Source organism: Bacteroidales bacterium, assembly GCA_023229505.1.
In the GTDB taxonomy this organism is placed as follows: domain Bacteria; phylum Bacteroidota; class Bacteroidia; order Bacteroidales; family JAGOPY01; genus JAGOPY01.
The window spans coordinates 16,182-28,874 of the sequence record JALNZD010000033.1; the positions used below are offsets into that span (position 1 = coordinate 16,182).

Annotated in this window: 13 protein-coding genes; 9 read left to right on the forward strand and 4 right to left on the reverse strand. The window is 36.6% G+C overall.

Features of this window, described 5'->3' with window-relative positions; translation table 11 throughout:
• Nucleotides 1-544: 544 nt before the first annotated feature.
• Nucleotides 545-2,083: an IS21 family transposase gene (gene istA, locus M0Q51_11845; protein ID MCK9400669.1), complete on the forward strand. Its 1,539-nt coding sequence runs from the start codon at nt 545-547 to the stop codon at nt 2,081-2,083.
• 2 nt (nt 2,084-2,085) lie between these two features.
• Nucleotides 2,086-2,847 (forward strand): IS21-like element helper ATPase IstB, encoded by a 762-nt coding sequence (gene istB, locus M0Q51_11850; GenBank protein ID MCK9400670.1) that lies wholly within the window; start codon nt 2,086-2,088, stop codon nt 2,845-2,847.
• A 108-nt stretch (nt 2,848-2,955) separates the two neighbouring features.
• On the opposite strand, the gene M0Q51_11855 is transcribed toward istB, so the two are convergent.
• The gene (locus tag M0Q51_11855) at nt 2,956-3,570 is read right to left on the reverse strand and encodes a hemerythrin domain-containing protein (GenBank protein MCK9400671.1); all 615 of its coding nucleotides are present in this window, start codon (nt 3,568-3,570) and stop codon (nt 2,956-2,958) included.
• Nucleotides 3,567-4,181 (reverse strand): DUF6448 family protein, encoded by a 615-nt coding sequence (locus tag M0Q51_11860; GenBank protein MCK9400672.1) that lies wholly within the window; start codon nt 4,179-4,181, stop codon nt 3,567-3,569. Before M0Q51_11860 ends, M0Q51_11855 begins: the two co-directional genes overlap by 4 nt.
• Nucleotides 4,182-4,517: 336 nt before the next feature.
• On the opposite strand from M0Q51_11860, the gene M0Q51_11865 reads away from it, so the two are divergent.
• Nucleotides 4,518-4,910 (forward strand): endonuclease domain-containing protein, encoded by a 393-nt coding sequence (locus tag M0Q51_11865; protein ID MCK9400673.1) that lies wholly within the window; start codon nt 4,518-4,520, stop codon nt 4,908-4,910.
• Nucleotides 4,911-5,255: 345 nt separating this feature from the next.
• Here the strand turns inward: M0Q51_11865 and M0Q51_11870 are convergent, their stop codons facing one another.
• A complete protein-coding gene (locus M0Q51_11870) occupies nt 5,256-6,224 on the reverse strand; it encodes a beta-lactamase family protein (GenBank protein MCK9400674.1) in 969 nt (322 codons plus the stop codon).
• Between the two features lie 621 nt (nt 6,225-6,845).
• Here M0Q51_11870 and M0Q51_11875 point away from each other — a divergent pair.
• The 3 genes from M0Q51_11875 (at nt 6,846) to M0Q51_11885 (ending at nt 8,176) form a co-directional block, all read left to right on the forward strand.
• Nucleotides 6,846-7,019: a hypothetical protein gene (locus tag M0Q51_11875; GenBank protein MCK9400675.1), complete on the forward strand. Its 174-nt coding sequence runs from the start codon at nt 6,846-6,848 to the stop codon at nt 7,017-7,019.
• Nucleotides 7,006-7,377, forward strand: coding sequence for a type II toxin-antitoxin system VapC family toxin (locus M0Q51_11880; GenBank protein MCK9400676.1), 372 nt, complete (start codon nt 7,006-7,008; stop codon nt 7,375-7,377). The genes M0Q51_11875 and M0Q51_11880 overlap by 14 nt, the downstream gene beginning before the upstream one ends.
• Nucleotides 7,378-7,783: 406 nt before the next feature.
• Nucleotides 7,784-8,176, forward strand: coding sequence for an endonuclease domain-containing protein (locus M0Q51_11885; protein MCK9400677.1), 393 nt, complete (start codon nt 7,784-7,786; stop codon nt 8,174-8,176).
• Between the two features lie 446 nt (nt 8,177-8,622).
• On the opposite strand, the gene M0Q51_11890 is transcribed toward M0Q51_11885, so the two are convergent.
• On the reverse strand, nt 8,623-9,363 hold the full coding sequence (locus tag M0Q51_11890) for a hypothetical protein (protein MCK9400678.1): 741 nt from the start codon (nt 9,361-9,363) through the stop codon (nt 8,623-8,625).
• A 668-nt stretch (nt 9,364-10,031) separates the two neighbouring features.
• Here M0Q51_11890 and M0Q51_11895 point away from each other — a divergent pair.
• The 3 genes from M0Q51_11895 (at nt 10,032) to M0Q51_11905 (ending at nt 12,692) form a co-directional block, all read left to right on the forward strand.
• Nucleotides 10,032-10,217 carry a hypothetical protein gene (locus M0Q51_11895; protein MCK9400679.1) on the forward strand — a complete coding sequence of 62 codons (186 nt, stop codon included), beginning with the start codon at nt 10,032-10,034 and terminating at the stop codon, nt 10,215-10,217.
• Nucleotides 10,218-10,414: 197 nt separating this feature from the next.
• Nucleotides 10,415-11,455 (forward strand): toll/interleukin-1 receptor domain-containing protein, encoded by a 1,041-nt coding sequence (locus M0Q51_11900; protein ID MCK9400680.1) that lies wholly within the window; start codon nt 10,415-10,417, stop codon nt 11,453-11,455.
• Nucleotides 11,456-11,588: 133 nt separating this feature from the next.
• The gene (locus M0Q51_11905; protein ID MCK9400681.1) at nt 11,589-12,692 is read left to right on the forward strand and encodes an aldehyde dehydrogenase family protein; all 1,104 of its coding nucleotides are present in this window, start codon (nt 11,589-11,591) and stop codon (nt 12,690-12,692) included.
• Nucleotide 12,693 lies beyond the last annotated feature (1 nt).

The window sequence follows — 12,693 nt, forward strand, 5'->3', positions numbered from 1 at the left end:
AGACCTTCGCTAACCCTTGATATTCGTTACTTAGAGAAGTTCTTCATCTAAAAATCAAAATTTGGATAATTCGATTTTTAGATATGAAGAAAATTTACATTATCCAGTGTCAAATAGAGCTTTCCCTTGATTGATAAGGATTATTAAGATTTAGAGTCTACTTCGGGGGGATATACGCTGACCAAATTGACCAGCCTTAGCTGATGTTATTTAACCACCCTGACATCCATGCTATTAATGGTAAGTGGTGGTCAATTTGTTCTGGCAGGGAATGGTAAAATCATCAGCTCTGTCCAAATAACCTTTGTTTGCATGCTATTGTAAACGGTAAATAACAATGCAAGATTTCGGCAATTAAGAATGCAAGAAATCGGTAAATAAGGATGCAGGTATTCGGTAAATAAGAATGCAAGTCCTTCCCCTTCGTTAAGTTCCCATTTAAAAGAAAAGTTGGAGGTTTAAGGGCAAATTGCCCATGGGCAATTTGCCCTTAAAAAACCTCAAATAAACCTGACTTTTGGTTTCTAAACCAATCCAGTCAGCTATGAAAAAATTTGAACACAAATGGATTATGTATCACGAGTTACACCATCAGCGCCGAAACGGAATGACCCCGCCCCAGATTGCTTCATACCTGGTTATGGACACCCGAACGGTTAAAAAATTTTTAGCAATGAGCGAACAACAGTATTTGGATTTTCAACAGCAATTGTCGACCAGGACCAAGAAACTTGCACCCTATGAGGGCTATGTCAAGAGCCGGCTGGAACTTTGCCTGGAGGCTTCTTCTGCGCAGGTGCACGACTGGTTGAAAGAATACTACCCGGCCTTTCCCCGTGTGAGCATCAAGTCCGTTTATAACTTCGTATTGTATGTTCGCAACAAGCATCAGTTGCTGAAAACATTTGACACCAGAGCGTATAGCCAGGTTGAACAGTTGCCTTACGGCAAGCAGGCCCAGGTTGACTTTGGCGAATATAATATGACTGACGTGGATGGCCGGCGCAAAAAGGTTTATTTCTTTGCCATGGTCCTGTCGCGTTCACGCTTCAAGTTTGTATGCTTCAATGAACATCCATTTACCACCCAAACAGCGATTGCGGCGCATGAAGCTGCTTTTGCATTCATTGGCGGCTATCCTGGTGAGCTTGTTTATGATCAGGACAAATTGCTGCTGGTGGATGAAAACAAGGGCGACCTGATCTTCACAGAGGCTTTCCGGGCTTACCTGCAAAGTCGTCCGTTTAAAGTGCGTTTCTGTCGCAAGAGTGACCCTCAAAGCAAAGGAAAAATAGAAAACGTCATAAAATACATCAAGTATAACTTCCTGAGGGGTCGGGTTTATTATGGTATTCCGGTACTGAACGACCAGGCGATCGATTGGCTGGGTCGCACTGCAAATGCCAAGGAGCATTCTACTACGTTGAGCATACCAGCGCTGGAATGGGAACTGGAGAGCGTGCATCTGATCCCTTTAAAACAACCCTTTGCCATTGCCCGGGATAATCCGGCATACAACGTGACAAAAGATAATGTCATCCATTTTAAGGGCTGTTCTTACTCGGTTCCCGATGATACGTTCCAAAAGCCAGGAACAGAAGTACTTGTCCGGCAGCAAGATGATTGCCTGATCATTTGCAATACTGGCGGAGAGGAAATTGTCCGGCATCAGATATCACTGTTGAAGGGCCAGCAAGTCCGAAATAACAACCATAAACGCGATCATAACAAAAAGGTAAAGGAACTTATTGCTCAGGCGATGAGGTTGTTCACCGATCAGGAAAAGGCCATAGGTTACCTCGAAAATATACATAAGCAAATGCCCCGCTATGCGCGGGACCAGATTAACATGGTTGCATCAGCAGGGAAAAAATACACAAAAGAAGAGATGGACCAGACCCTGGCTTACTGTCTTGAAAATAACCTGCCCAGGGCCGTTGATTTTGAACCGGTGTTGCTTTCTATCAGACAGCAAGTTGTAACTCCCCAGACATTGAATAAAGGGGTAGACCGCCTTCAAAACAGCAAGTATAGGATCCAGCCACAAACCAGTAGTATATCAGATTATAAACAAATTCTTTGACCATGGAAACAAAAACGGAAAGCCTGTGTAACCTTGCACGGCAACTCAAACTCGCCGGAGCGGGTGGGGCCATGAATGATCTGCTCATCAGCGCCCAGCAACAGCAGATCAGTTATCTTGACTTTGCCTTTGGGTTACTTAATGCTGAGATCGATCATCGTAACCGGCAGAACCTTGCCCGAAGGCTTCGAAACGCAAAGTTGCCTGCCAATCATGACCTGGAACTGTGGCAAGAAAACCATCTCAGTGGAATATCCCCAAAACAATTAACTCAACTGCGTGAATGTATCTGGCTCGAACAAAACTTTAACATTATCCTGATGGGACCCAGCGGAACAGGAAAAACCTTCATCGCTGCCGGGCTTTGTTACGAAGCCTTGCTCAAGGGTTATAAAGCCTGCTTCAGGACAATGGAACAGCTTGACCATCTGCTGAAAATGAAAGATATTACCAAATCAGCTGCCCGTGAATATACCGTACTGCTCAATGCAGATCTGTTAGTGATCGATGATATTATGATGTTCCCCATCGAACGCAAACAATCAGTAACCTTGTTTAATCTCATTGATCATCTTCACCAGAATGCCTCTATTGTCGTCACAACCAACAAGAGCCCGGATGAATGGGTTAAAGTACTCGATGATGAAGTGCTGGCCGCAGCAATCCTGGACCGGTTGCTTTTCAAGTGCGAAGTGGTCAAATTATCCGGTAAATCCTACCGGCTGGAAAACAGAAAAACAATCTTTGAAAATAACGTTCTTTAATATTTTGTTCCTTTGCAAATCGGAAATTAACGATGCAGAAATACTTGCATTCTTATTTACCGAAAATCTGCATTTGTAATTACCGCTTACAGCTATTTCCCAGCTATTTTAATTTAGATACTTTTTCTGAAATTTTTCCAATAATACATGAAGTTCTTCATGCTTACCTTCTCCGATTACTGCTTTTTCATGGTTTTCAAAATCATTTAATAACCTATTTTGATCTGATTCTGACAACCTGGCGTCACCCATTGGAAATAATATGTTGTTTTCTTTTGCGATATGATTTCTAAGAAGATTAACATAGGATATTGCTGCATCTACAAATGCATTTTTATTGATTGTATGATTAACAATACTTTCTTGCATCTGTTTGATGAAATTACGCCCTTGTTGGTGTTCTGATAGCATAACACCTATCGGTCCACGTTCGTTAGGTATTCCAACTTTTTCAAGGGCAGGAAAGAAATAACCCTCTTCTTTCCCATGATGGCATTTGTCGGCAAATACTTTTAGAAAATCTATCATATCCTCAATATCCTTAGTATCTACCTCTTCATTTTTACGGATATTCTCAACAATTCTTTCTATCACGTTAAGAACAATCAAAATTGCCTCATGTTCGTGCATTAAATCTTCACTTGCTTTATTCATAGTTTTATTTCCTATTCTTATATGATTATAAAAAGGCTTGTCTGCAATCGCCCAACGTAAGGATTTCAATGAGCATCACCTTGAGCTGGTGCTATGGAGTGCCCATCGCATCCATGACCTTCGGCAGCATGGCCTTCTACCTCTCCTTCGGCGAACTTGAAGAACTGGACATATGCTTCAATATATTCTCTTCCGGCTTCGACATTATTGACATCAAATTTCTTCAATGACATCACTTTATCAAACCGTTTTGTTAATTCCGGCATGTCGTCTTTTGATACCATTCCTTCCAGTGGTGATAAGTTCCCTACTTCAATTGATTTATCAGCAGCCAGTACTTTTTCATCAATGGGAATTCCTGATGGTTTCACTCCGGTAAAAGGCACTCCTTCTCCGGCTCTGTGAATTCTGACCAGCGTTTCAAAAAAATATGTTTCTGCCAGTACTTTAGCATCAGTACTGAACCCTCTGACTTTCATCATAAGGTCAAATGCATCCTTGATTTCTTTTTCATGTGCGGCTGGAACCCATTTGAGGGTATAGTTCACATTGTTTTGCTCGATTGCTTGCTTTGCATCTGCAATTAATGGGCCATCCATTGTATCGCAATGGGCATAAAGGGCTTCGTTTATTCCTAATAACAAACCCAATATCAGGATTCCAATAATCTTGATTTTCATAATAATCGTTTTTAAATCCATTTTCGACTCAAAAGTATATCGCCTTGAAAATAAATACTGTAACACATGTTACAAACTTTAACATTTTTCCCGGGACATTGATAATTCAGATAATAGCCAACTTCGGGGAGTCGGGGTAGAAAAATTTGATGATTTTTCATTGAACTGGTTGATGGAAAGCTATTTGTATGTAGTTGGAGTCAAGGCCGGGGTTAGATTTAGATACTTTTTTCAGCCCCCATTCCTGGCTCTTCCCCCACCCGGGGGAAGGGAGTATTTTCTTTGCAATTTGAAGTAACAACGATTCTCAGTAACTTCGCTCATTAATGGATTATCTTGGCCAAGCTTGGAGGACAGGAAGATTATCCGATTTATTTCGGGGCTGGGCCGGAAATACTGCGGATTGCCGGAGATTTGAGAAAATCGATGACACCGGCAGAAAGGTTGTTATGGAAAGAGATCAGGAATCGAAAGATCAATGGGTTCAGTTTTCGAAGGCAGCACCCTGTCAAGGATTTTGTTGTGGATTTCTTCTGTTATCATGCCATGCTTATCATCGAAATTGACGGAGACGTACACGACGATGCTTATCAGAAAGAAAGGGATGATGAAAGGATGAAAATCATAAAAAAATTAGGTATAAATGAAATTCGGTTTAAAAATGAAGAGGTAATAAACAACCTTGAACAAGTCATTAAAAGAATTGCAATAGAACTTAATCAGAAATAGCAAGAACTTCCCCTTCCCCCGGGTGGGGGAAGGGTTAGGAATGGGGGCTGAATGGGGTTTTTGGAAAAATGAAAATATCCAAATTTTTCTATGGTTTTTCACTTAATCCGTTGATGAAAAGTGTTTTGTGTGTAGTTGGAGTCAATGCCGGGGTCGGATTTAGATACTTTTGATTCTGGTAAGGGGATTTGATCACTTTCTTATTCCGGTGGATTTTCAAGCTGGAAGCAAGCCGGTAAGGCATTCATTGGTTAAATCATATGAAGATACCAGGTTGGGGGAGATCGTTTCTTAGCAGGTTGCTTTCCCTTATTAAATTGGAAATTAAGATGACAAAACTTTAAATTATAGTTTCATTAGTAATGGAATCACGTCATTTACGAATCCTTGAAATTTATCATTATCTAAATCATTTGCTGTATGAATATAGATAATTTTCGAATCAATCTTTATTAACCAAGATAGGTTTGCTCCAGAATTACCTGGATACTTAATTGTATTTTCCTCGCCAAATATACCTAAACCATATTTATATCCTTTTACGTCTCTAACCCAATCTGTCATTATGTTAAATTCGGGTTGTTTACTTATAAAGGCCATCATTCTTAAATAATCTTCAATTGTCCCAATCATACCACCAGAATATGCTGATAAGCTATAATGATATGGCCAAGGATTCATATATCCTTTTGGATAATTACCATTACCATCATCCATTCTTATTGAAGGTGCTATTCCTTTAAAACGTTCTAACAATAATTCATTGACCGTTTTCTTGGTTTCTTTTTCCAAAATAATTCCAGCTATATTAAATCCTGTGTTTGAATACAATACAGAATCCCCCGGATTAAATGCTAATTCTTTATTTTTATAAGCTGTATCAATAGTTAATTGAGCATTACCTGCTTGTTTACAATTAAATAATAATCCAACATAATCCTTTATTCCACTGGTATTTGACAACAACATTTTTATTGTGATTTTGTCAGACTTTTGATAACCTTGATTTAATGGAAACCATTTATCAATCGTAGATTGAATATTTAACCCATTTTTTAGAATTAAATAGCTAATTGCAGGTTTTGAACCTGGACACACTAGACGTAAATCGTTTCCCTTGTCAATTGCTCCATTTGAAAATGTTTTTACAATATCAGTATTACAATCAATAACACCTACAAGTATTCCAGCATCCTTATTTGTCGATGATAAAACATACTGATTTAATAAACTATCTATTACAGAATCAGTTTGAGCCTTTGCGCTAAAGAAAATAGAAATTAGCAATGTTGTCAGAATAATTTGTCGTTTCATTTCTATTATGTTTAATTGATGAGTCTTTTTGCATTTTGCCTAACAACTTATGGCTAAATGTATTGCGTTTATTTTCAATTTAGCGTTTACCAGTAAAGGTAACATTTAATGTATGGTTAAAAAAAAATTACAGCTTAAAACCTCACAAAAATGGAAGAAAAACCAGGGTCGGATTTAGATACTTTTAATTCTGGTTAATGGTTTTGATCACTTTTTATTTCAGTGGGTTTTGGAGCCGGAGGCAAGCTGCTGAGGCATTCATAGCTCAAACTATATTGAAGATACCAGGTTGGGGGAGATAATGGCTTAGCGGGTTTTTCTCATAATTGATTCATAATATTTAATGTATGTTAATATCTGATTTTATATACTCAATCAATCTTCTCTAAAAATGACTCTAACTTACAATATCAATTCTGATTTTCAACTATCTGCACAGGCCGATTACCTTGACCAATCAAGGCCGTTCATTTCCTGACAAGTTATAAGATACATTCTCAGATATATAAGGTGGTCAATTTAAATTGGCGCAGACTGGTCAACTTGGTCGGCGTATGCACCTATCCTTCTGTGAATTTATTATTTGCTACTTTTAAGTATCTTTGTAAAAATTATATGATAATGGTCACGGTCCTTAAATACGGCGCTGATAAGAATAAGATCAGGTCACTGCTGGAACGATTGAAAAATCAAAAAAGCAAAAGTGGCATTGATGCTTATAAATACTGCGGAGTCATTTCACTTGCAGAAGAACCTCTTTTAATTCAAAAAGAGATGAGAAATGAATGGAAATAAGATCTTTGTTGACACAAACATCATTTTATACCTGCTAAATGGCGATGAAACCCTTGCAGAACTGCTTAATGGCAAACAGCTTTATATTTCATTCATTACCCAACTTGAATTATTAAGTTATCCGAAAAATTCCAGGAAAGATATTAAGATCATTCAGGAATTTATCGAACAATGTATTATCATTGATATTAACGAAGAAATAAAGGACATTGTGATTGACTTGAAAAAGAAACAGCAATTCAAACTTCCTGATGGTATCATCATTGCAACTGCCCTTTATCTTGATCTACCATTAATCACTGCTGATCAAGATTTTAAAAAACTGGATAAGCTGAATCTTATCTTTTATGAGCGATAATTAGTTTTATCCATAAAGTGGTTTCTTTATTTAATTTTAAAATTTAGATAATAGCCAACTTAGGGGAGCCGGGGTGGAAAAACCGGTCAAAAAGGCCGGATTTTTCATTTTCATATCTTTTATAAGCCTTGATATTCCCGACTTAGCTTAATTCATCTTCCATTAAAAAAAATTTAGATACTTGGTTTTTTGGAAAAATGAAATTATCCAATTTTTTTGATGGTTTTTCATTGAACTGGTTGATGGAAAGCTATTTGTATGTAGTTGGAGTCAAGGCCGGGGTTGGATTTAGATACTTTTTTCAGCCCCTATTCCTGGCCCTTCCCCCACCCGGGGGAAGGGAGTATTTTCTTTGCAATTTGAAGTAACAACGATTCTCAGTAACTTCGCTCATTAATGGATTATCATGGCCAAGCTTGGAGGAAAGGAAGATTATCCGATTTATTTCGGGGCTGGGCCGGAAATGCTGCGGATTGCCGGAGATTTGAGAAAATCGATGACACCGGCAGAAAGGTTGTTATGGAAAGAGATCAGGAATCGAAAGATCAATGGGTTCAGGTTTCGAAGGCAGCACCCTGTCAAGGATCTTGTTGTGGATTTCTTCTGTTATCATGCCATGCTTATCATCGAAATTGACGGAGACGTACACGACGATGCTTATCAGAAAGAAAGGGATGATGAAAGGATGAAAATCATAAAAAAATTAGGTATAAATGAAATTCGGTTTAAAAATGAAGAGGTAATAAACAACCTTGAACAAGTCATTAAAAGAATTGCAATAGAACTTAATCAGAAATAGCAAGAACTTCCCCTTCCCCCGGGTGGGGGAAGGGTTAGGAATGGGGGCTGAATGGGGTTTTTGGAAAAATGAAAATATCCAAATTTTTTCATAGATTTTGACTTAATCCATTGACGGAAAGTGTTTTGTGTGTAGTTGGAGTCAAGACCGGGGTCGGATTTAGATACTTTTGTTTCTGGAATAGAGGATTTGATCTCTTTTTATTCCGGTGGGATTTAAGGTAGGAAGCAAGCCGGTAAGGCATTCATTGGTTAAATCATATGAAGATACCGGGTTGGGGGAGAAATTTTAATAAAATCTTATCGGGAAGATTTAAGATAGAATAACTCTACAATGAATCTCCAGCATTCGTGGGAATATTAACTCATTAATTAATTAATATATAGACAATTATAACCGATAAGCAAGAAATATCAGTCACTGAGCAAGCAAACAGTCATTATAAATTATCTCAACTGTGGAAGAATAATTAAGTTTGGTAATGCTCTCCCAAAATTTCTAAGTATTACAATAGAAATAATGGGTTTTGCCAGTTCCACATTTCTACCTTCATGCCATCTGTAATACTCTCCATGAGTGCGTCTAATGATAGGATTTCCTCTGTTCCATAAATTTATTATCTGATTATGTTGACCTCGAGCAGGCAATGCAGCAAATGCCGGGAAATTCTGTCGCAAATGATCTTTAATTCTCTTTAAATTTAACTCTTGTGGATAAGCATGTGCAAATAAATAAGCAACATAATTAGTTTCAAATGAATTATTTATTAAAATTCTTTCTAAATCTTGTAAATTTTGCACAGCATGAGCATCAGGAACTTGATAATCAGGCAACTGATTAAATTCAATAATCTGATTTAATACTTTAATTTGTTGACATCCATTTTGTTGCAAGAGACCAACTTCAAGAGCATGTAAATCTAATCCTTGTCCAAGATCCCAAATAATTGCGAGTTGAAATTGACCATTCATTGCAAATTCGCCGACACTACTCGGTTTAAATTTAAACTCACACCTTTTTATTGAAAATGGTTGGGTATTTCGATCTATTACCAAGCAATCTGGGCTAGTTTGAGGAATCTGCCCATTCATTACAGGGCCCAAATAACTCATATTGAGTACACTTTCACCTAACTCAGACGAAAACAAATGTCTAAGCGAAAATTCTTCAATTGGCTTAAAATTCATATTAATTTTTTTTTCAAAATTATAAAAGATACTTACAAATTCAAATCATTGATTTAAACTTATTTAATATAAGGCGATTGTAAATCCTCACCATAGTTTTCACCAGTAAAATTATCAATTTAATGGGTGGTTTTGACAGATACTGGAGAATCCGGTCAAATTGACCACTTTTTCAAAATCCAGGCTCTCAGGAAAAATTTGGCTTGGATATAAGATTATACCAGGTGGCAGGTGATCGTTTCTTAGCGGATTGCTTTCCTTATTTAAACTGACTATTATCCTGTTATGGGGTCAGATCAATTCATCTAAAAAAGAGATTTGTAAACCTGATATAACTTCTAATTTTAACGGCAAGAAACCTTTTAACTATTTCATGGACTGGTTAATTCATCAGCACTGTCTATTTTTGGAAAATGAAAATATCCAAGAATTTTCATGACTTTGCATTCAATCCACTCGGCTGGCTTGTCAAAGTCCTTAACTGCATACCGGTTTACTCTTTCCAACGCCTTGAAGAACTTCTTCCGCAGAATCTAAAATAAAATCTCCTGGAAATAAAACTAATTTCGCGTTACGAGTCAAGACTTATCAGACCGAAGGGATACAATAAATCCCGATATTGTAAATCATCAGCAAAAAGTTTATCAGTAAAGGTAATATTTTAATGCGTGGTTTTAAAGAAAACAATCCTTGAAAAAGAAATCCTGTTTAACCGCTATTACGGTGGCGAAATGGATAAAGAAGAACTAACAGAGCTGGTCAAATGGCTGCTGGTGGATAAGGAATTAAGTGAGTGGTTCACTGTCCAGATGGAGTTTTTCCTTCTCTTTCGTGATCCTTGGCAGCCTGCATGATGCGTTAAGCCTTGGATTCATTGTTGAAGGAGTCGTCCAAATTGGTAATATTACTTATTAGATACACTCTAATACTGTGGAAAAATCTGAGAGAACATCTCACTTAGAGAAATAATATCATTATATTTATGCTAATATTTTGGAAGTATTAATATACCATTGTATTTACCTACATTTCAACTTTCATTAATAAAGCCATGAAAAAAAGAATATTTATTAGTTATTCAAGTATTGATTCGGAATATGTTATTTCTAATATAGTAAAGAAATTCATCGATGCTGGGATATCAGATATTTGGTTTGACCAACTTATAATGCGTTTTGGAGATGATATTGCTAAAAAGATTTCTAAAGGAATAGATGGGTCTGGTACTTTTCTAATTATATTAAGTAAAGAAAGTGTTGAAAGCATCTGGGTGCGAAAAGAACTTGCACACGTTTTTAATAATGCAAAACATAATTCAATACGAATTATTCCTGTTTTAATTAAAAATTGTGAAATACCTATTGCTTTAGAAGGATTAAAATACGTAAATCTTGTAGAAAATGATAATAATGAACTTGTTGAATTAATTAAGCAATTAAAAAATGACTTGAAACTACCAGCCCTTAGTCAAACGAATGTGATAGAAGAGAATCAGTTAATTTTTGAAAACGGGACTTATGAGGAAAAGAAAAAAGCACTTTATTTTTTACTAGCGGAAGGTTCTTCTAAATCGCTAAATATAATTCTTGGAAACTTAGAGAATTTAGACTTTGAAACTCAAATGATGACAATTAATAGTTTAGAAGGTTTTTCTGTTGATTATAAATACGCAAAACCACATTTACAAAGATTAGCTAATCATGAAAATCTAGTTATTTCATCAAAAGTAATAGCTTTGTTATTAAAAGATGGAGATAAAAGTTTTTTGACAAAACTTTTTTCAAATATAAATTTTGATGATAAAGAGGAATATTGTTCTGTAGCAATTCATGCATTATCATTTTATAATAACTATAATTTAAATGAATTAAATAGAATAAAGAATGTATTAGTTGAAGGCCTATTGAATCCACATAGGCAAATAAGATTGGTTACTTTAGGCACTTGTGCAAAGCTATTAAATCAGTTTGAAAATCATATGAATTTAAAAAGCTCAATTACTCATTATATTTCTAAATTATTGCCAGCATGGGATAAAGAAGTTGCTCAAACTGCTAGCTATATATATAAAATGTATAGAAACATAAGCTAATAGAGAATAAATACAGGTTGCATGAAGAATTTTGTATAAACGTTGATTGCATCTAATTCCGGAATATAATGCTTACTTTGCTTCAAAGATTTATGAAATTCAGCCAAAATCATTCTTTAATCAACTGAATAAAATGGAATTCAGACCATTGGAAGGGTTTGTATTTACTGTGAGCCCATTTAACTTTACAGCCATTGCGGCAAATTTAAACATGTCACCTGTAATGATGGGGAATACCACTATTTGGAAGCCCGCAAGTACTTCTGTATTGTCCAATTATTATCTGATGAAAGTATTTATGGAAGCAGGATTACCAGAAGGTGTTATTAATTTTATTCCCGGGAAAGGCTCTTTAATTGGAAAAAGGCTAATTTCTGATCGCTTCCTGGCTGGGATTCATTTTACGGGCTCCAATGACACATTCAATACATTATGGCGACTGGTTTCAGAAAATCTTTTCAATTATAGGTCATATCCCCGGCTTGTTGGCGAAACTGGGGGTAAGAATTTTATTTTTGTTCATCCTTCTGCCGATCCAGAAGAAGTAGCTGTAAATGCTATAAGGGGTGCTTTTGAATACCAGGGACAGAAATGTAGTGCAGCATCAAGAATGTATGTACCGTCAACATTATGGCCAAAAATTAAAAGCCTGATAATAGATATTTGTAGCGATATGAAAATGGGCGATGTGATGGATTCGGATAATTTTATTAATGCTGTTATTGATGAGGCGGCTTTCGATAATATTATGGAATATCTTGAGTTTGCAAAGCAATCTGTTGATGCTAAAATTATCTGTGGAGGAAACGGAGATAAATCCTTCGGATATTTCATTGAACCAACAGTCATTGAAACCACAGATCCAAATTTCAAAACAATGCAGGAGGAGATTTTTGGGCCTGTTCTAACTGTGTGGGTTTACAATGACAATGAAATGATTGAAGCTGTGAAGATATGTGATCAAACATCACCTTATGGATTGACAGGGGCAGTCTTCAGCAGAGACAGAATCGCTGCAGCAAGAATTTGTGAACTTCTCAGATACGCAGCTGGTAACTTTTATATCAATGATAAACCAACAGGAGCAATTGTCGGATTACAACCGTTTGGTGGTTCCCGTGCTTCAGGGACAAATGACAAAGCGGGAGGAGAATTTAATTTGATTCGCTGGATAAGTCCGAGAACTATAAAAGAGACTTTTTCACCTGCTTTAGATTATAGGTATGATATTATATGAT

Coding starts and splice junctions, on each gene's coding strand:
- M0Q51_11900 (MCK9400680.1), top strand. CDS start 10,415: ATGAAAAAAAGAATATTTATTAGTTATTCAAGTATTGATTCGGAATAT.
- istB (MCK9400670.1), top strand. CDS start 2,086: ATGGAAACAAAAACGGAAAGCCTGTGTAACCTTGCACGGCAACTCAAA.
- M0Q51_11870 (MCK9400674.1), bottom strand. CDS start 6,224: ATGAAACGACAAATTATTCTGACAACATTGCTAATTTCTATTTTCTTT.
- M0Q51_11890 (MCK9400678.1), bottom strand. CDS start 9,363: ATGAATTTTAAGCCAATTGAAGAATTTTCGCTTAGACATTTGTTTTCG.
- M0Q51_11880 (MCK9400676.1), top strand. CDS start 7,006: ATGAATGGAAATAAGATCTTTGTTGACACAAACATCATTTTATACCTG.
- M0Q51_11885 (MCK9400677.1), top strand. CDS start 7,784: ATGGCCAAGCTTGGAGGAAAGGAAGATTATCCGATTTATTTCGGGGCT.
- M0Q51_11860 (MCK9400672.1), bottom strand. CDS start 4,181: ATGAAAATCAAGATTATTGGAATCCTGATATTGGGTTTGTTATTAGGA.
- M0Q51_11905 (MCK9400681.1), top strand. CDS start 11,589: ATGGAATTCAGACCATTGGAAGGGTTTGTATTTACTGTGAGCCCATTT.
- istA (MCK9400669.1), top strand. CDS start 545: ATGAAAAAATTTGAACACAAATGGATTATGTATCACGAGTTACACCAT.
- M0Q51_11875 (MCK9400675.1), top strand. CDS start 6,846: ATGGTCACGGTCCTTAAATACGGCGCTGATAAGAATAAGATCAGGTCA.